This window comes from Bradyrhizobium sp. USDA3516 (assembly GCF_057651995.1).
Map to the genome: position 1 here is coordinate 1 of NZ_JBYGYN010000016.1, position 25,254 is coordinate 25,254.

31 protein-coding genes are annotated in these 25,254 nt (G+C 64.6%); 18 read left to right on the top strand and 13 right to left on the bottom strand.

Features of this window, described 5'->3' with window-relative positions:
* Positions 1–164: 164 nt before the first annotated feature.
* Both AC24YW_RS34735 and AC24YW_RS34740 read right to left on the bottom strand, forming a co-directional pair.
* A complete protein-coding gene (locus AC24YW_RS34735; protein WP_487486921.1) occupies positions 165–1,127 on the bottom strand; it encodes an AraC family transcriptional regulator in 963 nt (320 codons plus the stop codon).
* 327 nt (positions 1,128–1,454) lie between these two features.
* The gene (locus AC24YW_RS34740) at positions 1,455–1,739 is read right to left on the bottom strand and encodes a hypothetical protein (RefSeq protein WP_036031624.1); all 285 of its coding nucleotides are present in this window, start codon (positions 1,737–1,739) and stop codon (positions 1,455–1,457) included.
* 233 nt (positions 1,740–1,972) lie between these two features.
* Between AC24YW_RS34740 and AC24YW_RS34745 the strand changes: the two genes are divergently transcribed.
* Complete coding sequence (locus tag AC24YW_RS34745) at positions 1,973–2,383, top strand: DUF3775 domain-containing protein (RefSeq protein WP_487486922.1); 411 nt, start codon at positions 1,973–1,975, stop codon at positions 2,381–2,383.
* A gap of 40 nt (positions 2,384–2,423) precedes the next feature.
* Positions 2,424–2,885, top strand: coding sequence for a host attachment protein (locus AC24YW_RS34750; protein WP_487486923.1), 462 nt, complete (start codon positions 2,424–2,426; stop codon positions 2,883–2,885).
* Between the two features lie 14 nt (positions 2,886–2,899).
* Here AC24YW_RS34750 and AC24YW_RS34755 read toward each other — a convergent pair whose 3' ends face one another.
* Complete coding sequence (locus AC24YW_RS34755; RefSeq protein ID WP_487486924.1) at positions 2,900–3,157, bottom strand: hypothetical protein; 258 nt, start codon at positions 3,155–3,157, stop codon at positions 2,900–2,902.
* Between the two features lie 299 nt (positions 3,158–3,456).
* Between AC24YW_RS34755 and AC24YW_RS34760 the strand changes: the two genes are divergently transcribed.
* Together AC24YW_RS34760 and AC24YW_RS34765 are read left to right on the top strand one after the other, a co-directional pair.
* Positions 3,457–3,903 carry a hypothetical protein gene (locus AC24YW_RS34760; RefSeq protein WP_487486925.1) on the top strand — a complete coding sequence of 149 codons (447 nt, stop codon included), beginning with the start codon at positions 3,457–3,459 and terminating at the stop codon, positions 3,901–3,903.
* A 96-nt stretch (positions 3,904–3,999) separates the two neighbouring features.
* Positions 4,000–4,872, top strand: coding sequence for a DMT family transporter (locus tag AC24YW_RS34765; protein ID WP_487486926.1), 873 nt, complete (start codon positions 4,000–4,002; stop codon positions 4,870–4,872).
* A 122-nt stretch (positions 4,873–4,994) separates the two neighbouring features.
* On the opposite strand, the gene AC24YW_RS34770 is transcribed toward AC24YW_RS34765, so the two are convergent.
* Positions 4,995–5,288 carry a histone gene (locus AC24YW_RS34770; protein ID WP_487486927.1) on the bottom strand — a complete coding sequence of 98 codons (294 nt, stop codon included), beginning with the start codon at positions 5,286–5,288 and terminating at the stop codon, positions 4,995–4,997.
* A 66-nt stretch (positions 5,289–5,354) separates the two neighbouring features.
* On the bottom strand, positions 5,355–6,746 hold the full coding sequence (locus AC24YW_RS34775; RefSeq protein WP_487487033.1) for a cryptochrome/photolyase family protein: 1,392 nt from the start codon (positions 6,744–6,746) through the stop codon (positions 5,355–5,357).
* Positions 6,747–6,916: 170 nt separating this feature from the next.
* Here AC24YW_RS34775 and AC24YW_RS34780 point away from each other — a divergent pair, with 170 nt between their 5' ends.
* A complete protein-coding gene (locus AC24YW_RS34780) occupies positions 6,917–8,647 on the top strand; it encodes a methyl-accepting chemotaxis protein (protein WP_487486928.1) in 1,731 nt (576 codons plus the stop codon).
* Between the two features lie 83 nt (positions 8,648–8,730).
* On the opposite strand, the gene AC24YW_RS34785 is transcribed toward AC24YW_RS34780, so the two are convergent.
* Complete coding sequence (locus AC24YW_RS34785; RefSeq protein ID WP_487486929.1) at positions 8,731–9,390, bottom strand: peroxiredoxin; 660 nt, start codon at positions 9,388–9,390, stop codon at positions 8,731–8,733.
* Between the two features lie 391 nt (positions 9,391–9,781).
* On the opposite strand from AC24YW_RS34785, the gene AC24YW_RS34790 reads away from it, so the two are divergent.
* A complete protein-coding gene (locus tag AC24YW_RS34790) occupies positions 9,782–10,354 on the top strand; it encodes a hypothetical protein (protein WP_487486930.1) in 573 nt (190 codons plus the stop codon).
* 831 nt (positions 10,355–11,185) lie between these two features.
* Here the strand turns inward: AC24YW_RS34790 and AC24YW_RS34795 are convergent.
* From AC24YW_RS34795 to AC24YW_RS34810, 4 genes are read right to left on the bottom strand one after another with little or no spacing between them, the layout of a single operon-like run.
* On the bottom strand, positions 11,186–11,506 hold the full coding sequence (locus AC24YW_RS34795) for a response regulator transcription factor (RefSeq protein WP_487486931.1): 321 nt from the start codon (positions 11,504–11,506) through the stop codon (positions 11,186–11,188).
* A 42-nt stretch (positions 11,507–11,548) separates the two neighbouring features.
* Positions 11,549–12,772 carry an ABC transporter permease gene (locus tag AC24YW_RS34800; RefSeq protein WP_487486932.1) on the bottom strand — a complete coding sequence of 408 codons (1,224 nt, stop codon included), beginning with the start codon at positions 12,770–12,772 and terminating at the stop codon, positions 11,549–11,551.
* Positions 12,769–13,494 carry an ABC transporter ATP-binding protein gene (locus AC24YW_RS34805; protein WP_487486933.1) on the bottom strand — a complete coding sequence of 242 codons (726 nt, stop codon included), beginning with the start codon at positions 13,492–13,494 and terminating at the stop codon, positions 12,769–12,771. The genes AC24YW_RS34800 and AC24YW_RS34805 overlap by 4 nt, the downstream gene beginning before the upstream one ends.
* Positions 13,491–14,915, bottom strand: a complete 1,425-nt coding sequence (locus AC24YW_RS34810; RefSeq protein WP_487486934.1) for an efflux RND transporter periplasmic adaptor subunit — start codon at positions 14,913–14,915, stop codon at positions 13,491–13,493. Before AC24YW_RS34810 ends, AC24YW_RS34805 begins: the two co-directional genes overlap by 4 nt.
* Positions 14,916–15,503: 588 nt before the next feature.
* On the opposite strand from AC24YW_RS34810, the gene AC24YW_RS34815 reads away from it, so the two are divergent.
* The 7 genes from AC24YW_RS34815 to AC24YW_RS34845 all read left to right on the top strand — a co-directional run bounded on the left by AC24YW_RS34815 (position 15,504) and on the right by AC24YW_RS34845 (position 19,055).
* On the top strand, positions 15,504–16,145 hold the full coding sequence (locus tag AC24YW_RS34815; RefSeq protein WP_487486935.1) for a response regulator transcription factor: 642 nt from the start codon (positions 15,504–15,506) through the stop codon (positions 16,143–16,145).
* Positions 16,146–16,278: 133 nt separating this feature from the next.
* Positions 16,279–16,680, top strand: a complete 402-nt coding sequence (locus tag AC24YW_RS34820) for a curlin subunit CsgB (RefSeq protein WP_275514189.1) — start codon at positions 16,279–16,281, stop codon at positions 16,678–16,680.
* Positions 16,681–16,799: 119 nt separating this feature from the next.
* A complete protein-coding gene (locus tag AC24YW_RS34825) occupies positions 16,800–17,192 on the top strand; it encodes a curlin (RefSeq protein ID WP_487486936.1) in 393 nt (130 codons plus the stop codon).
* Between the two features lie 26 nt (positions 17,193–17,218).
* Complete coding sequence (locus AC24YW_RS34830) at positions 17,219–17,629, top strand: curlin (RefSeq protein ID WP_487486937.1); 411 nt, start codon at positions 17,219–17,221, stop codon at positions 17,627–17,629.
* A gap of 45 nt (positions 17,630–17,674) precedes the next feature.
* A complete protein-coding gene (locus AC24YW_RS34835) occupies positions 17,675–18,136 on the top strand; it encodes a curlin (RefSeq protein WP_487486938.1) in 462 nt (153 codons plus the stop codon).
* Positions 18,137–18,148: 12 nt separating this feature from the next.
* Entirely contained in the window at positions 18,149–18,430 is a 282-nt protein-coding gene (locus tag AC24YW_RS34840; protein ID WP_487486939.1) for a hypothetical protein, read from the top strand.
* A gap of 175 nt (positions 18,431–18,605) precedes the next feature.
* The gene (locus AC24YW_RS34845; protein ID WP_487486940.1) at positions 18,606–19,055 is read left to right on the top strand and encodes a hypothetical protein; all 450 of its coding nucleotides are present in this window, start codon (positions 18,606–18,608) and stop codon (positions 19,053–19,055) included.
* 1 nt (position 19,056) lies between these two features.
* Here AC24YW_RS34845 and AC24YW_RS34850 read toward each other — a convergent pair whose 3' ends face one another.
* Positions 19,057–19,899, bottom strand: a complete 843-nt coding sequence (locus AC24YW_RS34850) for a GNAT family N-acetyltransferase (RefSeq protein ID WP_487486941.1) — start codon at positions 19,897–19,899, stop codon at positions 19,057–19,059.
* Between the two features lie 129 nt (positions 19,900–20,028).
* Here AC24YW_RS34850 and AC24YW_RS34855 point away from each other — a divergent pair, with 129 nt between their 5' ends.
* Positions 20,029–20,733 (top strand): SDR family oxidoreductase, encoded by a 705-nt coding sequence (locus AC24YW_RS34855; RefSeq protein ID WP_487486942.1) that lies wholly within the window; start codon positions 20,029–20,031, stop codon positions 20,731–20,733.
* 10 nt (positions 20,734–20,743) lie between these two features.
* Here AC24YW_RS34855 and AC24YW_RS34860 read toward each other — a convergent pair whose 3' ends face one another.
* Entirely contained in the window at positions 20,744–21,844 is a 1,101-nt protein-coding gene (locus AC24YW_RS34860) for a serine hydrolase (protein WP_487486943.1), read from the bottom strand.
* A gap of 233 nt (positions 21,845–22,077) precedes the next feature.
* Here AC24YW_RS34860 and AC24YW_RS34865 point away from each other — a divergent pair, with 233 nt between their 5' ends.
* The 4 genes from AC24YW_RS34865 (at position 22,078) to AC24YW_RS34880 (ending at position 24,005) form a co-directional block, all read left to right on the top strand.
* Complete coding sequence (locus tag AC24YW_RS34865) at positions 22,078–22,464, top strand: ArsR/SmtB family transcription factor (protein WP_487486944.1); 387 nt, start codon at positions 22,078–22,080, stop codon at positions 22,462–22,464.
* A 2-nt stretch (positions 22,465–22,466) separates the two neighbouring features.
* The gene (locus AC24YW_RS34870; protein WP_487486945.1) at positions 22,467–22,958 is read left to right on the top strand and encodes an SRPBCC family protein; all 492 of its coding nucleotides are present in this window, start codon (positions 22,467–22,469) and stop codon (positions 22,956–22,958) included.
* A gap of 162 nt (positions 22,959–23,120) precedes the next feature.
* Positions 23,121–23,618: a ferritin-like domain-containing protein gene (locus tag AC24YW_RS34875; RefSeq protein ID WP_487486946.1), complete on the top strand. Its 498-nt coding sequence runs from the start codon at positions 23,121–23,123 to the stop codon at positions 23,616–23,618.
* A gap of 120 nt (positions 23,619–23,738) precedes the next feature.
* Positions 23,739–24,005 (top strand): hypothetical protein, encoded by a 267-nt coding sequence (locus tag AC24YW_RS34880; RefSeq protein WP_487486947.1) that lies wholly within the window; start codon positions 23,739–23,741, stop codon positions 24,003–24,005.
* Positions 24,006–24,022: 17 nt separating this feature from the next.
* On the opposite strand, the gene AC24YW_RS34885 is transcribed toward AC24YW_RS34880, so the two are convergent.
* Positions 24,023–25,243, bottom strand: coding sequence for an ABC transporter substrate-binding protein (locus AC24YW_RS34885; RefSeq protein ID WP_487486948.1), 1,221 nt, complete (start codon positions 25,241–25,243; stop codon positions 24,023–24,025).
* Between the last annotated feature and the right edge of the window lie 11 nt (positions 25,244–25,254).

The following is a 25,254-nucleotide window of genomic DNA, read 5'->3' on the forward strand; positions in this document are numbered from 1 at the left end:
AACTCGCTTTCCACGGCATCCACACCTCCCGCAGAACAAAAGCGGAAAGTGTAACCCATGTGTCCGGTACGATTTGTCACCTATGTCTCGGGCCGCTCAGTTTGTTCCATATATGTTCTGAACGTCGCAGGCGCCGGGTCACCGGCGAGGGCCGGCGTCCATCATCAGCCTGCCGGGACGCCACTTTGCCGGCCGCGTGCCAACGTTTCTGAGGGCGCCTCGTGGAAGATCGCGCGGTAGGCTGCGGCAAATTCGCCGAGATGATGGAAGCCCTGAGCGCGGGCGCAGGTGGCCACGGTGACGCCGCCCTTGAGGAGGCGGGCGCGGGTCGCCCACAGCCGCTTCAGGCGAATGTACTGGTGCAGGCTCATGCCCCGCACCTTGCTGACGGCGCCGCCGAGCGTTCGAATCGAGACGTCGAACTCGCGGGCGAGATCGGCTGTATAGATCGGAGCGGTCGGATAGGTGGCGACGTACTCGTCGATGCGCTGCACCAGCTTGATCGCCCTCTCGCTGTGGACCGAGGTGCTCCGATCCGACATCGAATCGATTCGAAACAGATCGTCGAGCGCGAGCAGCAGGCCTTCCTGGAGATGGGCCGCAACCTCGGTCGTCTCGAACAGGCGCGGCTGCACTGACGCGGTGCGCAGGATATCGAGCAGGAGCTGTCGGGTGTGGAGCAGGGCGGGCCGGTTCGCGATATGGGCGCGCAAATGGTCGGCGCGGTCGAACCAGCCCCGGTCTCTCAGCTCGGGGGACAAGATGATCATGGCGTGATGATTGGTCCGGGGCTCGACGAAATGGCACTCATCGTTGCCATGGAGGGCAGCGAAGAAGCGGGCGTCGAGATCCACACCTTTGAAATTGACCCGAAGATCGTCGGTCATCGGTAGGATCACCATCCCGCCCGGCATGCGATAGGCGGTGTCGAGGATTCGCGCGAACGATCTCATCACGATGATACGGCACGCCGGCAGGGAGACGATGGCTCGGGCCGCCGCGAAGTTTGAGATGTCGAGCGGAAGGCTCCTCGCATCCTCCATCGTCTCGATCGGCCGAAACGCATCGACATCGGAGAAGCCGATCAGTTGAAGCGCAGAGGAGGGAGCGAGGTCGTCGAACAACATGATTCTTGCCGGCCGCTGAAATGAGACAATCAAATGAACGTCGATGCGTCGCCATCAATGGCGAAACATCGGGTTTCAGTAAACCGAATTTTGCGGCCGTAGTATTGCGGACATCATGCCATGAGGTCGTCGGATCATCGCCGTTTCTCGACGCTCTGCACCTTCATGTTGACGGCACCGAAACAGGATCGGTTAAATGGTCAGAAGTGACCTTTTCGGCTGATCTCATCTTTGATCCAGATCAAACATGAACGGCTTCGGGCCAGTGATCCACTGCGCAAGACGTGATCTCGCAAAAGCGAAGGGGCCCGAAGGCCCCTTCAAACGTCACCAGCGGCGATAGCCGTAGTACCCATAATGGCGCGGCCCGTAATAGCGCGGCGGCCCATAGTACCGCGGGCCGTAATAATATGGCCGCGGCCTGTAGTAGTAGCCATAATAGTTCGGCCGCCACCAGCACCGCCCCCAGGCGTCGCAGACCATGCGGACCTGCTCGACGCCGGAGACCTGCGGTGTCGCAGGTGCAGGCGCGATGGGCATGGCGGATGCCGTCGACGATGCAACGAGGGCGCCGAACAGGAATGCGGCCAATCGGCCGGTCGTGAGGTTCATGATGTCTTCCTCCGCTTACGCGATGCAGGATATCGAGGTTGTTCTGATCAAATTGTGGCCGAACCGAAATGTAATACAGATGAACAAACCTTCGGCGAGCTGACACTTACGGCTCGGCAGCGGGCCGTGGCGTGACTTGAGCTTGATCCTGCGCAATTCGCAAGCTTGCCTTGGCTCTTACTGTCGCCGTCATGGCAGCGGCGTGGTGCCTGCTGCCGGGCAAGGTGAGCTGAATGCGAGTCATTCCAGATCTGTCTATCTCGCCGGAGAAGGTGTTCTTCGTGATCTCGAAATCGCGCCGGTCCGACAGCGAAGCGGGCGGGGGTGGCGTCGTCCTGGACTTCGGCGACGACGACATGAGCTACGGCCGCGGTGGGCGCGGCGACACCACCGACCGTGCGGAGCTCGTGGGCTTCATCCGCGCTCTCAATGTTGACGAGCAGATCGATCTCGTGGCGCTGACCTGGCTTGGCCGTGGCGACGGTGATGTCTCCAATTGGCGTCAACTGCGTGCTCAGGCTGCGCAGGCGCACAACCAGCGCACCGCCTCCTACCTGATTGGCACGCCACTGCTCGCCGACTATCTGGAAGAGGCCATGGCGCAATTCGGCAAGTCCTTCGAGGAATTCGAAGAACAGCTCTGATGCCGGATGCGGCGTCTGCAAGTGGGAAGGAGAAGTTGCGATGGACAAAATGAGAATGGACAAGGGTGACTGGCTGGTCGTGTGCGACGGGCGCAAAGCGCTCATTCTGGAAAACCTCGGCGACGAGATGTTTCCGAATCTCCACACCAGGGAGGTGCACGAACAGCCCAATCCCGCGACCGCCGCTCAAGGGTCCGCCGCGCCGGGCCGGTTACATGGCGCAGTCGGTGGTGCACGCAGCACGGTCGAGCAGACCGATTGGCACGACGAGGCCGAGCGCGCCTTTCTGCGGAGCCTGGCCGGCCGGCTCGATGCCGCCGTCAGCTCTGGTGAGACCACGGCCCTGACCATGGTGGCCTCGCCGCGTGCGCTCGGCATGATCCGCGCCGACTATTCGGACGGGCTGCGCAAGGCGCTTCAGGGGGAGGTCAGCAAGGATCTCGTCAAGCTGCCGGTCTACGAGATCGAGAAGCAATTGCTGCGGTCGGGCGCCGCCAAATAGGCAGCCCCGGCGCCTCAGTAGCAGGGGTGCCGCCGGCGGTCCTGACCAATATAAGCGGCCGCACTGCGGTAGCACTGGTTGGTCGCCGGGCCGTCATAATAGGCGAAGGTGCCGGGGGTGATGCCTGGGCCGTAATTGTGAAGGTAGCTGATCGGGTAGGGCAGCGGGTTGGCGCGGTGGTACCGGTGGCGGCCGTGCGCCTCCGCGAGGGCAGGGGCCAGGACCGCAGCCGTCAGGGCGGCAGCCGCGGCAACACGCGTCAACTTGCTCATCTCGATTCTCCAGAACCCGCTCGAATAAGTCTGCCGTTTATAGCAATTTCGGGCGGTCAGCATCGCTCCGGAGGCCCGAAATGATGGCCAGTCCAGCAGATTTCCGGGTGGGTGTGACAGAATTGCCGGACATGCGGCCTAAAGCTGCCCATTTTTGGCCTTTTCGGGATGCTTAACGAATTCCCCACACAAGTATGACCAAAGACTATTCGGTTAAGAATTCTACCGCCGGCCCCGGGGATCATTTGCCGGTCCCTCGAGTCCGGTGCATTCCTGAAGGCCTTCGCCGTCATCTCGCCATGCGCATCACGCTTCCGAGTCTGCTGCTGCTCTGCCTCGCCGCCGCCACGCCGGCACGCGCCGAGCTGCACATCACGCGCGACCACGGCGGCTATGTCGAGGAGTACAAGGCCAAGTACAAGCGGGTGCGCGAGAAGGGCGAGCGGGTCATCATCGACGGCATCTGCAATTCGGCCTGCACGCTCGTGCTCGGCATCGTGCCGATGAACAAGATCTGCGTGACGCCGCGCGCGAGCCTCGGCTTCCACCAGGCCTATTACGACAAGGCGTTCACCTTCGGCATCAAGGTCACCAGCTCCGAGGGCACCTCCGATCTCATGTCCTACTACCCCGACACGGTGAAGGACTGGATTCGCCGCAACGGCGGACTCACCACCGACATGAAGAAGATCAAGAACGGGGTCGAGCTCTGGAAGATCGTCAATCCCTGTCCGGACGAATGGTGAGCGGCTGAGCCGGCCACGATCGCCCGTCGCAGCGCAGCATCGTCACCACGAAATTCGCATTGCCGCATGGCCGAGGGTCAGGCAATGAGGGTGGCAATGAACCATAATCAAGAAGCCTTGGCCGCCCGCGCCGCGCCGATCCTGTTCGTGCTGCTCTGGAGCACCGGGTTCATAGGCACCAAATACGTCGTCGACAATGCCGACCCCCTGACCTATCTCGCCATCCGCATGGCGATCGTGGTCGGGCTGATGGCGATCATCGCAGGCATCGCGCGTCCGAAATGGCCTGATAGCGCCGGCATCGCCCACAGCGCGGTCGCTGGCATCCTCGTCCACGGCTTTTATCTGGGCGGCACCGCGATTGCGATCGCGCATTCGATTCCGGCCGGCCTGTCCGCGCTGATTCCGGGCCTGCAGCCGATCCTGACCTCGACCATCGCCAACCGCTGGCTCGGTGAGAAGGTGACGCCGCTGCAATGGGCCGGGCTCGTGCTCGGCCTCGGCGGGGTGGTGCTGATCCTGCACAACCGTCCGATGACCGGCGAAGCCGGGCTCGGCTGGCTCGCCTCGGTGGTCTCGCTGGTCAGCATCACGCTCGGCACGCTCTATCAGCGCCGCTATTGCAATCACATCGATTGGCGCGCCGGCAATCTCGTGCAGTATCTGGCAGTCACCATTTTCTTCGCGGTCGGCGCCTTCCTGTTCGAGGATCGCGTGGTGCACTGGACGCGGGAGTTCGTGCTTGCACTCGCCTGGCTGGCGGTCGCACTCTCGATCGGATCGATCGGGCTGTTGTACTGGCTGATCCGCCACGCCGCGGCAACCTCGGTCGCGAGCCTGTTCTACTTGGTTCCCGCCGTCACGGCCCTGATGGCCTATCTGCTGTTCGGAGAAAAGCTGGACGCGATTGCCATTGCGGGCATGGCGCTCTGCGCCGCGGCGGTCTTCGTCGTCAATCGGCGGTCCTGACGGCGTGCACAGCCGCGATCCCGATGGCAAGCATCATCCGGGACCGGCGTGCAGCCAAGCGGCGAGGGTAGGTGCGGGCTGTCTCCGGGCGCACCCGCACCCGGAGACGTCTTCCCGTGCGATCAGCGCTTGGCCTTCTTGGCCTTCTTCTTCGACTTGCCGGCTTTCTTGGCCGCCTTTTTCGCAGACTTTTTCGCGGCCTTCTTGGACGACTTCTTTGCGGCCTTCTTCGTCGTCTTCTTCGCAGCCTTCTTGGCTTTCTTCTTGGCCGCCTTCTTCGGCGCTACTTTCTTCGCGACCTTCTTGGCGGCTTTCTTCACCTGCTTGACTGCGGCGACTGCCGCGTCCTTGGTCGTTTCCACGGCACTGGTGATCGTCTCCATCGCCTGCTCGGTGATCGGCTTCTCGTCGTCCATTTTGTCCCCCACGGTTTGCATGGAGCGATGACGATAGCGGGATTCGAAATTGTGTCAAAGCGACGCTCAACCTTTGCGAATTTCTGCGTAGGCGGCGAGCGCGCGTGCGCGTGCCCTGGCATGATCGACGATCGGCTGTGGATAGGTCTTGCCGATGGTGATGCCCGCGCTCGCAAGCTCGATCGGCGTTGCCTGCCAGGGCCGGTGGATCAGCTTGGCCGGCAGGGCCTTCAGTTCCGGAACCCAGCGTCGAACATAGGCTCCGTCAGGATCGAACTTCTCGCCCTGGAGCTGCGGATTGAACACGCGGAAATAGGGCGCAGCGTCCGCGCCGCAGCCGGCGACCCATTGCCAATTGGCAGGGTTGCTGCCGGCGTCCGCGTCGACCAGCGTGTCCCAGAACCAGGTCTCCCCCTCGCGCCAGTCGATCAGGAGGTGCTTGACCAGGAAGGAGGCCACCACCATCCGGACCCGGTTGTGCATCACGCCGGTGTGCCAGAGTTCGCGCAGGCCGGCATCGACGATGGGGTACCCGGTGCGCCCGCGTTGCCAGGCGGCGAGCGCTTGTTTGTCGGGCCTCCAGGGGAAGCCGTCGAAGCTCGTTTGCAGGTTTTCGGCGGCGAGGTCGGGATGATCGTGGAGGAGGTGGCGGCAGAATTCGCGCCAGCCGAGCTCGCTCAGGAATTTTTCGACGCCTTGCCCGCGTGCCGGATCTTCCGCCGCGGCAAACCGGGCGGCGTGCCAGACCTGACGCGGGCTGAGCTCGCCGAAGTGCAGATGCGGCGACACCCGTGAGGTGCCCTCTCGATCCGGACGGTCGCGGTCGCCGAGATACATTCGAACATTGTGCTCGAGGAAGTCGCGCAAGCGCAGATGAGCGGACGCGGCACCGGGGGTCCATGCCTCGCGCAGGCCGCCCGCCCAATCGGGCGCGGTCGGCTCGAGCTTCCAGCTCTCCAGTCGATCGCTTGCGATGCTCGGTGCAGGGCGCAGCTGCTTCGGCGCGGGCAGGGGCTTTGGCGGGTCGCCGAGCGCCAGCACGCGGCGCCAGAACGGGGTGAACACGCGCAGGCCCCGGCCGTCCTTGGTGCGGATCGCAGCAGGGGGGACGAGCAGGTCCCCGGGAAAGCTCTGCGTGTGCGTGCCCAGCTTTGCCAGGGCCGCTTGGAGCTGTCGCTCAACCGCCTGATGAGGCGCCTGCGCGATCTCGTTCCAGTAGACGGCGCGGGCCCCGCTCTGTCGCACCACCTCAGGGATCACCTTGGCCGCCGGCCCTCTGCGCAGGACGAGCGAGCCGCCGCGCGCGCCGATCTCCGCTCCGAGCGCCCGCAGCGACTGCGCCAGCCACCAGCGTGCCGCGCCGCCCGGCGCTCGCCCCGCCGCCTCGTCCAGGACGTACAGGCAAAGCACCGGCGCTTCGGACGTGGCAGCGGCGTGGAGGGCGGGGTGGTCGGACAGGCGGAGATCGTCGCGAAACCAGACGATGATGGGGGCTACACTTGCCAGGGTCAGGGGAGGCCTCGTTTACCAATTGGAAACCATGCCGCGAGCGGTGGTGGGGAACCGTTGTTAATGCGGCTGTAAGTCAATTGCACGATTATGCAGGAATTACGGGGGTCATTCTAACCATGCTCAAAGCTTCGATTGGGAAGTTCTTGCCGCGATTCAAGCTCGGCACCAAGGCGGTGCTGTGCGCCGCGCTGCTGATCGCAATGAATACGGCACTGGTGGTCGGCGCCGGCTATTGGTCGCTGACATCCGCCTTCAATGACCGGGCCCTGCGCGACATCGAGATCAATCTGCGCACGCTGGCGCTGGCCTTTGCGGAGACTGTTCCCGAAGCCAAGATCACGATACGGGACGGCGCGGTGGCACGCGCCGAGATCCCGAAGATGCCCGACTTTAGGGATCACGCCATCGTCGACCGGGCGGTGTCCTATGTCGGCGGCAACGCGACCCTGTTCGTGTTCGACGCGGCGAGCGGGCAGTTCATCCGCCGCTCGACCAACGTGAAAAAGGAAAACGGCGACCGCGCCGTCGGGACCCAGCTGGCCGCCGATCATCCGGGGCAGGCCCCGCTGCGCCGTGGCGAGGCCTATAAGGGGCCGGCGACGCTGTTCGGCAAGACGTTCATGACCGCCTATTTCCCGATTGCGGATGGCACCGGCAAGGTCGCCGGCATTCTCTATGTCGGCATTCCCATGGCGCAGTTCGAGGGCATGCTGTCCCAGGCGATGGAGAGCATGGCCGCCGCCGCCGGACTTGCCGCGCTCCTGGTGCTGGTCCTGACCCTGCTGGTCGTACGCCGCGTTACCCGGCCGCTGACCTCGGTGACGCATTCGCTCACCGCCCTTGCCAACGGTCAGAGCGACGTCGCGATCGAATGCGAGGACCGTGCCGACGAGATCGGCGAGATCGCCCGCACGCTCGCGGTGTTCAAGAGCAACTCGCAGGAGCGGGCGCGCCTGCGCACTGAGCAGGCGGCGGCAATCGCTGCCTCGGCCGAGCAGCGTAAGGCCGAGCTGCGCAACTTCGTCGAGGAGTTCCGCGGCAGCGTCGGCGGCATTCTCGACAAGGTGCTCGCATCATCGGGCGAGTTCGAGCGCGCCGCGCGACAACTCACCGACGCCGCGCGCTCCACGGCAGATCTGTCGGCGCAGTCGGCGGGAGCATCCGAAAGCGCCTCCGAGCATGTGCGTTCGGCGGCGTCCGCTTCCGACGAGCTGTCCCAATCCATCTCCGAGATCACCCGCCGGGTGCAGGAATCGAACGAGATCTCCGCCGAGGCGGTGCGGCAGGCCGAAGCGACCGACCAGCGCATCGCGCAGCTCTCGGAAGCCGGCTCGCGCATCGGCGACGTCGTCAAGCTGATCACCTCGATCGCCGAGCAGACCAATCTGCTGGCGCTGAATGCGACCATCGAGGCTGCACGCGCGGGCGATGCCGGCCGCGGCTTCGCGGTGGTGGCTCAGGAGGTCAAGACGCTCGCCGGCCAGACCGCGAAGGCGACCGACGAGATCTCGCACCAGATCGAGAGCATGCAGCTCGCGACCGAGGAATCGGTCGCCGCCATCAAGGCGATCAGCCAGACCATCGAGCGCATCAGCGGCATCGCAGGCTCGATCTCGGCCGCGGTCGAGCAACAGAAAAGCGCGACGCACAACATCGTAGCCAGCGTGCGTGCCGCGGTGTCGGGCACCGCCGATGTCGCGGTCAATGTCCGTCACGCCGCCCAGGGCGCCAGCGAGACGGGAGAAACGTCGAGCCGGATGTTTGCGTCCGCCCAGGCGCTGTCGGGCGAGAGCCTGCATCTGAAGGCCGAGGTCGACAGTTTCCTCGACCGCGTGCGGACGGCTTGATTTTTGGGTCGTCATCCCGGGTTCGATGCCAACGCGTCGCCCCGGGATGACCTTGTGCGGTCGCTATCCGCGACCGCCAAAAGTCACTTCGGCTGCGGGACGATGCGGATGTAGGGCTTCGGTTCCTTCCAGCCCTGCGGATAGATCGTCTTGGCCTCGTCGTTGGAGACCGAGCCCGCGATGATGACGTCGTCGCCCTGCGACCAGTCGGCCGGGGTGGCGACGCGATGCTTGGCGGTGAGCTGCAGCGAGTCGATGATGCGCAGAATCTCCTGGAAGTTCCGGCCCGTCGTCATCGGATAGACCAGCACCAGCTTGATCTTCTTGTCCGGGCCGATGATGAAGACGTTGCGGACGGTCTGGTTGTCGGCCGGCGTGCGGGTGAGGGGATCTCCAGAGGTCGAGGCCGGCAGCATGCCGTAGAGCTTGGAGACGTTGAAGTCGGTGTCGCCGATCATCGGGTAGTTCGGCGCGGCGCCTTGGGTCTCCTTGATGTCCTCGGACCATTTGGCGTGACGGTCGACCGGATCGACCGAGAGGCCCATCAACTTGACACCTCGCTTGTCGAATTCCGGCTTCAACTTGGCGAGGGCGCCGAGCTCGGTGGTGCAAACCGGCGTGAAGTCCTTCGGATGCGAGAACAGGAGGGCCCAGCTGTTGCCGATCCAGTCGTGGAACTTGATCTTCCCTTCGGTGGTCTCGGCTTCGAAGTCGGGGGCGGTGGCGCCGATCGGAAGTGTCATGATTTTACCTCATCGCATTGAATTTACTGGGAAATTCACCTCTATCCGTCGTCTTCAGTATAGGAGCGTTACGGGCCTAAGTGAACGGTAACTGAACCGGCTCAAGTAAAATGTGAATTCCTTCCCTGAAGGGCCGATTTCCTAGCAACTTATTGTTACGGCTGCACCTGCGGCGAAACATCTCCACCGGGGTCGCACGGTGCAGCTCGCCCCGATAATGCCTTTTATGACTTCCATCACGCTCGCCCGACGCGTCTAGAACCATCACGGTCCTGGCAGCGACCAATTGGCAACCATCTCAAAAAGTCTCGATCGCCGTATCGAATCGTTAACCACCCCTTTACGCCGGCATGAAAATGCTGGCCGGTCAGAAGAAGTCTGGAAGTGAACTATGTCTGCTGCTGCGCCTAAATCTGCCGAGTCCTCCTCCCTCGAACCGTCCTGCCGCGATACCGCGGCCCATGCACTTTCCATCGTGCGGGACGGGGTGATCACCGGGGAGGGGCCGACCACCAGGGGAAGGGTGCACTTCTCCCGTTCGCTCGACGCCGATGACACCGCCTGGTGCACGCGCATCCTCACCGCCACCGCCGTCAACGACCAGCCGGTCAGCCGCGCTGAAGCTGAGGTCCTGTTCGAGATCAACGAAGCCGCGACCGAGCGTACCGACGGCGGCCGCTTCGACGATTTGCTTGCCAAGGCGGTCGCCCATTATGCCGCCAGCGCTTCGGGCCTGAAGGTGCCGCCGCGCAGCGTTGCACTGGCGGCCGACACCGAGATCGAGAGCTGGGCGCCGTCCTATGCCTCCAAGGTCAACAGCGAAATGCTGGAATGGATCGCCGGCCAGATGCGCGGCAAGCGCCAGAACAACCGTCGTCTGATGGCGATGGTGGCGACCTTCCTCGGCGCCACCGCGCTGCCACTGGCGGGCCAATTGCCGAACGTGTTCGACATTGGGATGTAAGGCAAATGGGCCGCGGTCGCGGCTCGCAGCCTCGTTTCACGCTCGTGTCCAGGGCACGAGACTATCGCATTGTGACACCGCTGCCTCAACACCGTCATTTGCGAGCGCAGCGAAGCAATCTGGAATCCCTCCGCGGAAAGACTCTGGATTGCTTCGCTGCGCTCGCAATGACGGAGTGTGCGGCGGGAAGCGCGTTCCTCAATTCGCATTTCGTCGCGGACACGCCTTCGCATCCTCGCGGCGGGCTCGCCCGAGCTTTGCTTCTTGCTCACCCTCATAATTGAAAGAGGGCGCAGGGAAGACCGGGTGCCGGCCGGGCACCCACGGTCCACTGTGCGAAAGGTTGGCAACGAAAAATTTGCACAGCGGCATACAGGTGAAGCCAAACATCCGGCCTTCCCTGCGCAGTGGCTTTACGGCTTATGTCGTGCTCTCCCTGGGGAGCGATGCACTATTGCCCCCATCGCCTTGCGGATGGCTGATGCGCGCACCGGTTGGCCGCCACATCACCGCAAGACTTGGCGCACAGACCCCGGGCGCCAGGACCACACGATTTTGCCGTACGCAAAGCCACACCCGTCGTTGACGCGAGGTCTTCGCTCACGGTTGCCCGCCCTGCGAAGCTTTTCGCGCCGATGTGGCCCGCGTCCACCGCCGCCCGGCCCGCGTTCGTGACGATCGCGATACGCCCCTCTTCCTTGGGCCGGGTTGCGCGACACATGCGAGATTTTCGAATTTCGGTAAAGAGGAATATTTTCGGCGCTGCGGATTGACCTAGCGCTCGCGTGTTTTGCCCGTCGGGCAACGCAAGGGGATGGTGGCCGTGACCGTTCAATCCGGCGCGGTCTGCGCCGCCCGTGGATTCGGTGCAAGCGCCTGCGCCGGCTTCGCCGCGGCCGGATGGAGCTCGGTCTTGGCGAGATCGCGGCGGAGCGACGATGGCGCCGTGTGCAGGGCAAAGGCGATCGCGATCTGCGTTCTGTTCTGAAACCGGTACTTGCGCATGATGTTGCCGATATGCGCCCGCACCGTGTTCTCCGAGATGTTGAGCTCGTAGGCGATGTTCTTGTTCTGCATCCCCCGCGCGATCAGCGTCATCAGCTCCCGCTCGCGCGGCGTCGGCGCGATCAAGTCCTTCGGATCCGAGCTCATGGCTGATGCCTCCCTGGCCTTTGCGAACATCCCGGCATGCCCTCACTCCGTCTTGAGCGCCTCGATCGGACTCAGCTTGGACGCCTTGTGGGCCGGATAGAAGCCAAAGACGAGGCCGGTCGCGATCGAGAAGGCGAGGGACAGGCCGATCGCCTGGCCGTCGATCGAGGTGACCCAACCGGCCATGCGGGCGACCGTCATCGAGAGCGTGATGCCGCCGGCGACGCCGATGGCGCCGCCGACCAGGCATAGCACGAGCGCTTCGCAGAGAAACTGCAGACGGATGTCGCGCATCCGCCCGCCGAGCGCCCGGCGGATGCCGATCTCCCGGGTGCGCTCGGTGACCGACACGATCATGACGTTCATGATGCTGATGCCGCCGACGAGCAGCGAAACCGAGGCGATGGCGACGAGCAGCAGCGCGACGGTGCGGATCGCGCCCTGCTGCGCCTCCATGGCGGCGGCGGGATCCTGGACCTTGAAGTCGTCGTCCTGGCCGGCGGGGACGCGGTGGCGCTGCCGCAGCAGGTTCGCGATTTCCGCGCGCGCACCCGCCATCTGACCGTCCGCGGCCACCTTGGCGATGATGTAGGCGACCGAATCGCGGTTGATCTTGCTGGCGCTGCCGAGGAAGCGCAGCTTGGCCGTGGTGAGCGGCACGAAGGCGACGTCGTCCTGAGCCGGTCCCTTGCGGTCGAGCACGCCGACCACCTCGAGCGGGACCTTCATGATCCTGATCTGCGCGCCGATGGGATCGTCGCCGGGTGCGAACAGCTCGCGCGCGACCGTGCTTCCGAGGATGACGACCTTGCCGGCACCGGCCTCCTCGGTGGCGGAGAAATAGCGCCCGGCCGCCAGCTGCCAGTCGCGCACCATGAAGTGGCCGGTGGTCGTGCCGTTGATCGTCGTGTTCCAGTTCTTGCCCTCGTGGATGACCTGCGCAGTCCCCGCGATGGAGCCGGCCGCGGCCTGAATTTCCGGGATCTGCTCGAGAATGGCCTGTACGTCGCTCTCGGTCATCGTCAGCTTGCTGCCGTCCTTGAGACGCACGCCGCCCTGGTAGACCGCGCCCGGGGTGATCATCAGCACGTTGGCGCCGATCGAACGGATCTGCTCCTGGAGGCGGAGCTGCGCGCCGGACCCGATCGCGAACACCGTCACGATGGAGGCGACGCCGATCACGATGCCGAGCATGGTGAGGAAGCTGCGCAGCGGATTGAGGCGCAGGGCGTGCAACGCGATCTGGAAGCCCTGGAGCATCGTCATGACACAGCGCTCCGTTTCGCCAGAGCAGGGGCCTGCGTTTCGTTGCCGACGAGCTCGCCGTCATGCAGGTGGATCGTGCGCCGGCATTGCGTGGCGATGCCGGGATCGTGGGTGATCATGACGATGGTCTGGCCGGTCCGGTTGAGCGCGGCGAACAGGGACAGGATCTCGGCGCCGGTGCGGCTGTCGAGCGCGCCGGTCGGCTCGTCGGCGAGCACGATCAGAGGGGAGGCGATCAGTGCGCGCGCGATCGCGACGCGCTGCTGCTCGCCGCCGGAGAGCTGCCGCGGGAAGTGATGGGCCCGATGCAGCATGCCGACCGCCTGAAGGCTCGCTTCCGCGCGCGCCAGGCGTTCCTTGCGCGCGATGCCGCAATAGACCAGCGGCAATGCGACGTTCTCGATCGCATCGTGGCGCGCCAGCAGATTGTAGGATTGGAACACGAACCCGATGCTGCGGGCGCGCAGCGCCGACCGGCGATCTTCCGTGAGATCGGCGACGTCGGCGCCCTGGAGATAGACCGCGCCCTCGCTCGGCAGGTCGAGCAATCCGATCATGTTCATCAGCGTCGACTTGCCGGACCCGGACGGCCCCATCACCGCGACCATCTCGCCTTGCGCGATGTCGAAGCTGACATTGCGCACCGCCGCCACCGCGACTCCCTCGGTGCGATAGATCCGGCCGACCGACCGGAGGCTGATGAGGGGCACGGCGGCGGTCATGACCCGAACCTGATTCCGAGGATCTCCATGCCTGCCGGGCGAATGGCCTGGCCGACGGCGACCTCGCTGCCCTCGACGAGGTCGCCGCTCCGGAGCGCGACCTGCTCGGTGCCGGCGGCGCCGACCGTGACCGCCACGCGCTGCAGCGCGCCGCTGGCGGTGCGCACCCACACGCCGCTGCGTCCGGTCTCCGGCCGTGCGCCGGTCGGCTGGAAGCGCAGCGCTGCGAGCGGCACTTTCAGCACGTCGTCCTGGCGTTCGATGACGATCTTCACCAGGGCCGTCATTCCCGGCAGCAGCGCGCCGTCGAGATTTGTGGTTGCCAGCACCACGGTATAGGTGACGACGTTCTGCTGGGTCTGCGGCGCCTTGCGCACCTGGCGCACCACGGCCTCGAAGCGGCGGTCCGGATAGGAGTCGACGGTGAAATGCGCGCGCTGCCCGGGCGCGATGCGGCCGATATCGGCTTCGTCGACCTGCGCGTGAATCTCCATGTCCTCCAGCCGGTGCGCCACCATGAAGGTGGTGCGCGCTTCCAGTCCGACCGCGAGGGTCTGCCCCTCGTTGACGAACCTGCCGACCACGACGCCGTCGATCGGCGAACGGATCGTTGTGCGGTCGAGGTCGGCCTGAGCGGCGGCGAGAACGGCGGCCTTCTCCGGCACCGCCATGCGGGCCTGTTGCAGCTCCGCCTCGATGCGTCGGACGTCGGCCTGCGCACCCTCCACCGAATAGGAGTTGAGGGACATCAGGATCTCGGCTTCGCGTTCCTGGGCGAGGCGCGCGGTGAACTCGGTCTGCGCGTCGTCGACCGCGGTCGTCGCCACCACGTTCTGCGACTGCAGCGCCAGCTTGCGCTGCAGCGTCTTCTGAGCGGAGGACTTCACCGCCTGCGCGCTTTCGAGCTTGGCCGCGAGCACGTCGCGGCTGCCCCTCGCGTTCTGCAGATCGATCCTGGCACGATCGAGCTTGGCCCTGGCGATGTCGACCAGCGCATTGGCGACGGTCAGCGACGCCCTGGCCTCGTCGACCTTGGCCGCAAAGCTGCGCGGATCGATCAGAGCAAGCGGCTGATCCCTGGTGACGGTGTCGTTGAAGTCGACATAGACGCGGGCGAGCTGCCCCGACAATTGCGATCCCACCTCGATCGTCTTGACCGGCTGCAGGGCGCCGGTGACGGTGACGGTCTGCTCGACGCTGCCGCGCTGGATCGAGGCATAGCGGAACAAGGGGGCATCCGATCCGAAGGTCGGCGCTTCGCGGCCGCCGGGCACGAGCAGCCGCCTGGTCTGCTCATAGGCGCGAGCCGCCGTGTCCGCCACGCTCCCGGCAGCGCCGGCGATCGTGCCCGGACCGGCGTAGAGGATCGCAGCGAGGCCGCATGCAGCTCCGAGCAAGGCAAATGCTGGCACAAATCGCATATCAAAACTCACCGATCAAATTGACTTCGGAGAATCGGGAAAAAGTGGAAAGCTCGCTATGGTTGTAAAACGTCTAAGGTTGTATCGAATGTCAGTATGTCGTCCTCGCCGGGCTGACGGTCGGGCGTGGCGCATCATCCAGTGGTAAAGCAGGTGGGGTGCTACTTTTCGTGATTTGATCAGGATGCATACGGAGCGTATCGATATGAGGTGCGCGGTATCGAACTCGATAAGCTGACTGAACGTCCCGTCTGATCCGGCTGGAGCGGCCAGCAGCTGGCGTCGAGTCGGCACATGGGTGGCGATGCCATGATGCAGCCGGCGAGACCACGACGCAGCATTACCGCATTCTCGATGTCGTTGCGCCCCGATGCCGCCGGCGGCAAGATCGACGCCTTCCCATCACGAAGCCCGATATGTGAACGCCTTCACTCGCCTCCGGAGCGTGTTGGCCCTATGACATCGAACCGGCAGACCGATGCGCTTCGCTCGATCTGCGCGAATCATCCAAGCACCTTGATCTCGCTTGCAAGAAGAACGGATAGCTCGTTGCGTTTCATCGAGCCCCAAGCCGGGGAGCCCGTTGCCATGAGTTCAACCCAAGCCACAGTCTATATCGTCGACGACGAAGCCCAGATTCGAGTCGCGATCGGAACTCTCTGCGAGGAGACCGGGCATCAGGTGAAGTTGTTCGCCTCGACCGACGAGTTCCTCACCGAGACCGTTTCGCCCGGGCCGTCATGCCTCGTGCTCGACGTGCGGTTTCCCGGCACGTCGCCGACCGGGCTCGAGCTTCAGCGCCGGCTGGCCGAGAAGGGCGTGTCCATTCCGATCGTCTTCATCAGCGGCTACTCCGACGTCCGCGTCTCGGTCGAGGCGATGAAGCGCGGAGCGGTCGAGTTTCTGCCAAAGCCGTTTCGCGAGCAGGAGATCCTCGATGCGATCAGGCACGGCATCGAGCGTGACCGCAGGCGGCTGCAACGCGAGGATAGCGTCCGTGAAGCCCGCCAGCGCGTCGAGACACTGACGCCCAGAGAGCGCGAGATCATGCTGTTGATGACGGAAGGGCTCGTCGCCAAGCAGATCGCCGCGAGACTCGGCGTGAGCGAAGTGACGGCGAAGGTCCATCGTGCCAGGATGATGCGAAAGCTGGAGCTGCGTACGCCGATCGAGGTGGTGCGGCTGGTCGACAGCATGGGGCGCCAAGCCGAGACGACACGTAGCGTCTAGTCCGTAGCGACTAGCATGAACTGCAGTCTGTCGCGCCGGCCGCGATCGGTTCAGTCTCACCCCTACGATGTCGGCCTCTTTCCGGGAAGGCATCCGAAACCAGTCAGACAACTTGGCCAGAAAGGGATACTCCATGCGTAAATTGTTTTTTGCTTCCGTTGCCGTGTTCGCTCTGTCCTCCGCAGCTCAGGCCGCCAACACCTCCACCACGGTGCAGGTCGGCGTCGTGAACGGCTCAAGCGTTTCGCAGCAGGGCCTCACCAACTCGACCTCGTCGACGAGCCAGCTCGGCATCATCAACAGCGCGACGACGATGCAGGGCACCAGCGACGCCTCGCTCAATAACGGCAGCACCGTGAACCAGGCCGGCGTGCAGAACACGGCGACCACCGGACAGGTGGCGTTCGGCAACAACAGCAGCTCGATCACCCAGAACTCGTTCGGGCCGGCCGCGCTTCAGAACAACTCTGCCGCCGTCGGTCAGCTCAGCGTGTTCGGCATCAACGGCAGCTCCGTCTCGCAGACGGCGAACTGAGCCACGGTTGGTTTGGGTCGGACGCACCCAGGTCGGTGCGTCCGGGCCACTCTCCAGAGCACCGCTACCGGGCAGGACGGTCAATTGCGACGCCGGCTCATTCTCGCGGAGGACAGGACATGCGGATCACCTATTTCATTGCAACTCTCGCAGCATTCGGTGCACTGACGGCAGCCGATGCCCGGGCCGGCAACTCGGCCAGCGTGCTGCAATTTGGCACGACCAACACGTCGTTCATTTCGCAGAGCGGCGGCACCAGCAACAGCGCCACCACGATGCAGTTCGGTGCCACCAATGCCGCGACGACCTTGCAGACGGGCTCGCTGCTCACCGTCAACACCTCCGTGATCGGGCAGGGCGGCACCACTGCGACCGCAACCAACACCGCACTGACCGGCCAGGTCGGCGGCTCCAATTCGAGCCTGATCGGCCAGATCGGCGCGAACAACACCGCCGGAATCGGACAGCTCGGGATCCTGAACGGATCAACTGTCCTCCAGCAGGCTCCGTGAGCAGATTCGAAGTGGTGAGGCATGTCATGAAACGTCATTTCGGCGGCGCATGTGCCGCAACGCTCGCTCTGTACCTGGCCGGCGCCCTTTCGGCGGAAGCGCAGACGGCCGACATCAAGACCATCGTGTCGGTCGGCGGACCGCCCGTCGTGCTGAACCAGAACAGCCAGCTCAACATGGCGGGCGTGTTCATGATCGGCGGCACGACCAGCGCGACGGTCACCCAGAACGGCACCAACAACGCCACCGGCGTGCTGCAGTTCGGCGGAACGAATTCCGCATCGATCGGGCAGGCCGGCGTCAACAACTTCGCCTATGTCGGCCAGGCCGGCCAGTCGGCAACCAGCCTGATATCGCAGCTCGGCACGATGAATGCGGGCACGGTGGCGCAGTTCGGCACCGTCAACGCCTCGACCATCGTCCAGACCGGTCCCTGACGCGCGAGCGATCTCGCCAGTGTCGACAACGAACGGGGAAGCGCGATGCGAGGCGGCAGACAGGTGCTGAGGCGGGCCTTGGCCCTGGCGGCGATGCTCGCCGCCGTCGGTGCGGCGACGCCGGCAAGCGCGGGGACCGTCCAGCGCAGCTTGACCAACCGGAACGTAAGCATCCAAACGGTCGTGCAGTTCGGCGACAATGTTCAGCCTGTCACGATCGAGGAGAACAGCCGCATCAACATCGCGCGGGTGATCCAGATCGGCGGGACCGGCACAGTGGACGCCACCATCATCCAGAACGGCACGCGCAACTATGCCAATGTGATCCAGGTCGGCGGCACCACCAATGCGGCGATCGGTCAATCCGGTGTGAGCAACACAGCCGAGATCACCCAGATCGGCAATTCCACCAACGCGCTCCTGCTCCAGATCGGCGACATGAACACGGGAGCGGTGAGGCAGTTCGGGCGTTTCAACTGGCTGGCGATCTTCCAGTTCGGCCGATGATGGAGGTGTGACATGAAGCTGCTTCTGCTCGCGTCCGGACTGGGATTCATGAGCGCGGTCGCACTGGCGCCGGCCGGCGCCGGCGACGGTCACACCACAATGGTCCAGGACGAGAACGGCACGTCGGTGATCACCCAGAGCGGTGATCCGGCAGAGGCCGAGGTCAAGATCGAGAAGGAGCCCGGGCGCACGACGGTCATTCGCCGCAGCGGCGGCAACACCGCGATCGTGACACAGGGCAGCGCAAGCCCGCAGGACCTGCTCGACCGGCTGCGCAAGCTGCAGGGCCACTGACCCACGAAGCCATTGAAATAAGAGGGGAAGTCCGCGCGTTCTGCCGCACTCTTGTTCCCGGTTATTCGCGTGCCTTAACCAATAATTAATTATACGTTTGCGGGTGGGCGACAGCCCGGCCTAGCCTCCTTTCGGGGAGCCGCTATCGCGAAGCCAAACGAGTGTGGTGCGTATCATGATTGCCAGATCATATGGGGCGTTGTTCGCCTCGCTCAGCGCAGCTGCGCTGCTGCTCAGCTCCAGTGACAGTCCTGCCGGACCTGCTGGCGCCACAGCGTCCGGCGTCGCCGCCGTTGCTGCCCCGCCGGCTGCGGCACGTCCGCACGTTGGGCCGGGCGCCAGGTTCCACCGCCGCAGCGCTCCCTGGGTCTATTGGCCGGGCGGCGGCGGCTACGTCTACGACGGCGCCGGCTACAGCCAGCCGTTCGCCGATGTGAACCAGTCGCTCTCGGCCGATGTGCGCTACACCTACACGTATGATGTGCCCTGGGACTGGACGCATCGCTATCCGCCGAACGTCGTGCCGTCCAATCGGCCCTACGTGCCGAGTTGCCCGACGGAGCAGGTGACGGTGCCCGGCCGTGGCGGCAGCGAGCACACCGTCAACATCACGCGCTGCTACTGAGCTAGCCGAGTTCGAAGCTGGTGACGCCGAAGACGCGGTCGAGCCGCAGCGGCGGGATCGGCCCCGTATACATCCGCGCCGTCTCGAACACCGGCTCCAGGCCGAGCGCCTCGGCGAGCGCGATTGCGACGGGATTGACGGCGGGGACGTCGAGGAAGACCTCGCCGGCGCCCGCGCTTCCCAATAGGGCCTGCACGATTTGATCCGCGGCGGCGCGGTCGTCGGCGACGAGTGGGCCGATCTTGTAGCCGGTCCGGCAGGGCCGGATCACACCCCATGCAGCGAGTCTGCCCTCGCGCAGCAACGCGCGGCCGACATGTCCTGGTGTGTTGATCCAGGCGCGCAGGAAGGCGCTGCGCGCGGCGGGGAATACACTGATATCATCGGCGTCCACCAGCGCAAACGGGACCTTGTCGAGTGCAACGACATCGGCGGGCGGCTTCACCGATCCCGCAACGGTGCCGCCATAGCGGATATTGGCGTAAGCGAGCCGGAATCCCGACCTTTTGTAATTCTCCTGCTGCGCCACCACGCCGTCGAGGCCGATCACGCGCGCGCCTGCATGCGCGATCGCTGCGTTCCAGATGCGCAGGCCATGGCCCGCGCCGCGAAAGCGCTCGCGCACGATATAGAAGCCCAGGAAGGCGAAGCGGTTGTCGTAATTGACGCAGGAGACGGTCGCGACCGGCTCGCTGTCGATCTCGCCGACGAAGAAGCCTCGGGCATCGGGGATCGCGAAGCAGGCGGCGTCCGCCAGCCCCGGATTCCAGCCCTCCGCCGCGGCCCAGTCGATGGCGAGCGCGATTTCGTCGGGGCGCAAATTGCGGATCTGCAGATCACTCATTTCAAGCCGCTCATGATGGAGGCTGGACGATGGATGCCTTGGGCCATGGACCTGCCGACGGGTCCGGCTGTAGAAGGCCTCATGATAGGCCGAGCCTGCGGCTCGCCTCAACTGGAGGGATCATCGGTCATGGCAGCAGAGAAGGTTGCGCTCGTTACCGCCGGCGGCAGCGGCATGGGGGCGGGGGCTGCGCGGCGGCTGGCGGCGGACGGGTTTGGCGTCGCAATCCTGTCGTCCTCAGGCAAGGGCGAGGCGCTGGCGGCCGAGCTCGGCGGCCTCGGCGTTACCGGCTCGAACCAGTCGAACGACGACCTGAAGCGCCTCGTCGAGGCTGCGATGGCGAAGTGGGGACGGATCGACGTGCTCGTCAACAGCGCGGGGCACGGGCCGCGTGCCCCCATCACGGAGATCACCGACGAGCAGTGGCACACCGGCCTCGACACTTATCTCCTGAACGTGATCCGTCCGACCCGGCTGGTGACGCCGCTGATGCAGGCACAGAAGGGCGGTGCCATCATCAACATCTCGACCGCCTGGGCGTTCGAGCCCAGCGCGATGTTCCCGACCTCGGCGGTGTTCCGCGCAGGGCTCGCCGCCTTCACCAAGATATTCACCGACACTTACGCGGCCGACAATATCCGCATGAACAACGTGCTGCCGGGCTGGATCGACAGCCTGCCGCAGCAAGATGCGCGACGCGACAGCGTGCCGATGCAGCGCTACGGCAAGGTCGAGGAGATCGCGGCGACGATATCGTTCCTGGCCTCCGACGGCGCCGCCTACATCACCGGCCAGAACCTCCGCGTCGACGGCGGGCTGACGCGCTCGGTCTGAGGCGTCCGCCTCAATGTGAGGCGATAAGCCGCGCCAGCTCCGGCAGGATCTTGTAGCGGGCGATCTCGTGCGGATACTCGCCGCGATTGGCCAGCAGGACGATGCCGATCCGCCGCGCCGGCACCAGGCCGATATAGCCGGAGGCGTTGTTGAGTCCGCCCGGCTTGTCGACGATGGTGACGCCTGGAAGGCGCACGGTCTCCCAGGCCAGGCCCTGTCCGAATTTTTCGTCGACGCGGAAGGCCTCGCGCTGCGTCAGCCTCAGGGCTTCGCGCAGATGCGGATCGATCGGGCGGCCGTCGACGCAGGCGGCCGCGAAGGCGGCAAGGTCGCGGGCGGAGGCGAACATCTGGCCCGTGCCAGGAAAATCAAAGTAGCTCTGCTGATTGCCGATCGGGCCGATCGCCATGCCCTGGTCGGAATAGCCCTGAACCACGCGCTGCATCGCCGCCGCGTCCATGACGGCGCGATTGTCCGGGCCGCGCTCGGGGACGAAGGTGGAGCCCATGGCGAGGGGGCGGAGAATGCGGTGCTGGATCAGCGCATGGATCGGCTTGTCGTAGCAGCGTTCGAGCACGAGCTGAAGCAGCACATAGCCGGCATGGGTATAGATACGTTGCCGGCCGGGTGCGACGCCGGTCACGGGTATGAAGGCGTTCAGCATCGCGATGAACTGCTCGCGCGTATACTCTTCGTTCGGCCACGGCGGATGATCGGTCGGGAGCAGCAGGCCCGAGGTGTGCGTTGCCAACTGGCCAACAGTGACGCTGCGAATGTAGCTGCCGCTCAGCTCGGGCAGGTATTTCGGCAGACGATCGTCGAGCCGCAGCTCGCCGCGCAGCACGCCGAGCGCCACGAGCGTGGCCTCGAACGGCTTTCGCAACGAGGCGAGGTTGAACAGCGTGTCGGGCGTCACCGGCCGCCTGGCGGCATCATCGGCGAACCCGTAGCTGAAGAACTCGAAATGGCGCCCGGCATAGAGGGCTGCGGCGAGGCCGCCCGCATGGTCCGGCGTCGCGGTCGGCGCCAGCTCGCTGGCGACGATGTCGCGCATCTGCGCAATCATGTCGGAATCGGCCGAGGCGCGGCGCGGGCAAAGCGCCATTGCCATCGAAATGGACGCGGCCTGGGCGAAGACTCGCCGGGTGATCGGAGATGAGATGACAACAGGCGGCACGTGCTCTGATCGACCATGCTGAGGCGCCCCCGGATGGTTTTAGCGAGGAGGTCGCGAGGTCCCAATTCACGATTGCGCGTTGTGGGTTCCCGCCAACCAGACCACAAAACTGAGCCGTTCGGCTAACAATTGTTGACGTCCGCGGCCCGGCGTGTATAGTTAGCTTCATGGCTAACCAATTATCCAATCTCGACCAGATCTTCGCCGCGCTGGCCGATCCGACGCGGCGGGCGATCGTGATGCGGCTGTGCGCGGGCGAAGCGTCGGTCGGCGAGCTCGCCGGTCCCTTCGACATGGCGCTGCCGAGCTTCATGAAGCACATCCACGTGCTCGAGACGAGCGGGCTCGTTCAGTCCGAGAAATCGGGACGCGTGCGCACCTGCCGGCTCAGCGCCGATGCGCTCGTCGGCGCGGAGGATTGGTTCCAGCAGCAGCGCGCGGTCTGGGAGGCGCGGCTCGACCGCTTCGAGGCCTATGTGATGAAGCTCAAGAAAGAGAAGGAAAGGGCGGCCGCCAAGCGGCCATCCCGAGCAACCAAACGGAAAGGTTCCTGACAATGATGAGTTCTGCCAACCCCGCTCTGTCGCAATGGTCGCTCGACCGCGAGATCGTGATGTCGCGCGTGATCGACGCGCCGCGCGATCTGGTGTTCGAGGCCTGGTCCGACCCGAAGCATCTGCCGCAATGGTTCGGCCCGAAGGGATTCAAGGTCGAGACCTTCGAGATCGACGTGCGCGTCGGCGGCGTCTGGCGCTTCAACATGATCGGGCCCGACGGCACGGTCTATCCGAACCGGATGCGCTTCCGCCGCATCGAGCGGCCGTCGCTGATGGAGATGGATCACGGCCTCGACCAGGACGACGATCCCGGCATGTTCCGCTTCACCGTCACCTTTGCCGAGCAGAGCAACGGCAAGACCGTGCTGATGATGCGGCAGCTGGCCTCGAGCACCGAGCAGCGCGACGGCATGATCGGCTTCGGCGCCGTCGAATACGGCTACCAGACGCTCGACAAGCTGGCGGCCTATGTGGCGGGGATGACGGGGTGATGCCAGCCGATCGTTCTATCGCAGGTTAGTGCCGGATCCCTCAGCCGGAACAGGCGTCGGAGACTGTCATGTCTCCTGCGGCAATCAGCGCGGGCGTGTTAGGAACAATCGCCCGTGCTTTCCGGTTGCGCGAACGACGCCAGTCAAATGGAGGACAGGAAAATGGTCGATGCAGCCCGCGATACGTTCGTGGTGGGACTACGCAATGCGCATGCGATGGAGGTGCAGGCGCGAGAATTGATGGAGCGCCAGTCGGAGCGGCTGGACGACTACCCCGAGGTCAAGGCGAAGGTCACGGCGCACCTTCAGGAGACGAATGAGCAACTGCGGCGCCTCGAGAAATGTCTGGAAGCCTGCGGCGAGAGCACGTCGAGCCTGAAGGATACGGCACAGTCGGTGATGGCCAACATGATGGCCATGGCGCATTCGGTTGCCGGCGACGAGATTCTGAAGAACACGTTCGCGAACAACGCCTTCGAGAATTTCGAGATCGCCGCCTACAAGTCGCTGCTAGCGCTGTGCAGCGCCGCCGGCATGCCGGAAGCGAAGGAGCCGCTCGAGACGTCACTGAAGGAGGAGCAGCGCATGGCGGCCTGGATCGATTCCAATGTCGAGAAGGTCACCATGGAGTACCTGACGCATCAGCGCCAGGCCGCGTAGTCCTTCGCGGTTCCGAGATCAGACCACCGGCACGCACGGCGGCCGGTGGTTTCTCCGTGCCGCCAGTTCCCTCGCATGGCGAGCGCTAGGAACCATCGCCGCTATCAGGCTTTGGCGTTGATGACGCACATCATATTCAGCGACTACCGCAATCCCGCGGCGGAGCAGGCCTACGAGATCGCCTGGGACTTTCTGGTGCGGACGGGCGCCATCCGGGACGAGTTCGAGGCCTGTGTGTTCCTGGCGCAGCGTATCACCGTGATGGTCGAGGAGGGACTGACTAACCGGATCCGCATGGCGAACCGCGCGATCTCCGAATACCAGCGCCATGCCGAGGAACGCGATGATATCATCCGCGGCGGTGGCCGTTACGCTGAAAGGCGTTGAGCGCCGGCGAAACGGGCTCACTCCCTGGCCTCGTCCGTCACGATGTCGCCGAGCTTCTGCCAGCGCATGCCGTCGAACTGCACCATCTGGAACTGCTTGTTGACGCGATAGTCCGTCGGCGTGGTCGTGACCGAGATTCCCGGCAGCGTCAGGTCGAGCTCGACGTTCTTGAGGTTGGCCGCCTGTCGCATCACGTTCTCGCGGGTCAGATCGTCGCCACATTGCTTGAGCACCTGCACCAGGAGCTGCGCGGTGATGTAGCCGTAGACGTTCAGGTTCGAATCCTTGTCACCCTCGGGATAGTACTTGGCCATGAAGGCGAGGTAGCGCTTCATGCCTGGGTCGTCCTTCCATTCGGGGTCCGCGGCATCCTTGACGTAGCCGACGCTAAGCACGCCCTTGGAATTGTCGAGCCCTGCCGGCTTGAGAACGGCGCTGAGCGAGGAGGCGTTGATGTCGATGATGTGCAGCGGCTTCCAGCCGATCTCCGCCACCTTCTTGATCGCCTGTGCCGCCTGCTTCGGCGTCGTCGCGCTGAACAGCACGTCGGCGCCTGCATCCTTCAAGCGCAGAATCTGCGAGTCGATGGTGGGCTCGGTGATCTCGTACGAGGTCTCGGCGACGACCATGTTCGCCTTTTCGCCGAGGCCCGCCTTGAGGCCGGCGAGATAATCCTTACCGAGATCGTCGTTCTGGTAGAGCACGCCGATCCTGGCGTTCGGATGGTTCTTCAGCAGGTACTGCGCGTAGATTCGGCCCTCGACGAGGTAAGACGGGTTGAAGCCCATGGTCCAGGGGAAGTTCTTCGGGTCGGTGAAGCGCGCCGCGCCGGTGGCCGCGAAGAGCTGCGGGACCTTCCTGGCGTTGAGATATTTCTGCACGGCGACGTTCGGCGCGGTGCCGATAATCTGGAACGTCAGCAGCACCTCGTCGCTTTCGACCAGGCGGCGGGTCTGCTCCACCGTCTTCGGCGGCGAATAGGCATCGTCATACTGGATCAGCTCGATCTTGCGGCCGTTCACGCCGCCCTGGTCGTTGATCATCCTCATATAGGCGGCCTGGGTCTTGCCGATCACCGCGTAGGCCGAGGCCGGGCCGCTGAGCGGCACGGTCTGGCCCACCTTGATCGCGGTGTCGGACGCGCCGGGGTCGTATTTCTTCTGTGCCTGAGCTGCCAGGCTCGACAGTGCGAGAAGCAGCGCGGAAGCTGCGATGGGTTGGAGAAGACTGCGTTTCATGTTCGTCCCTC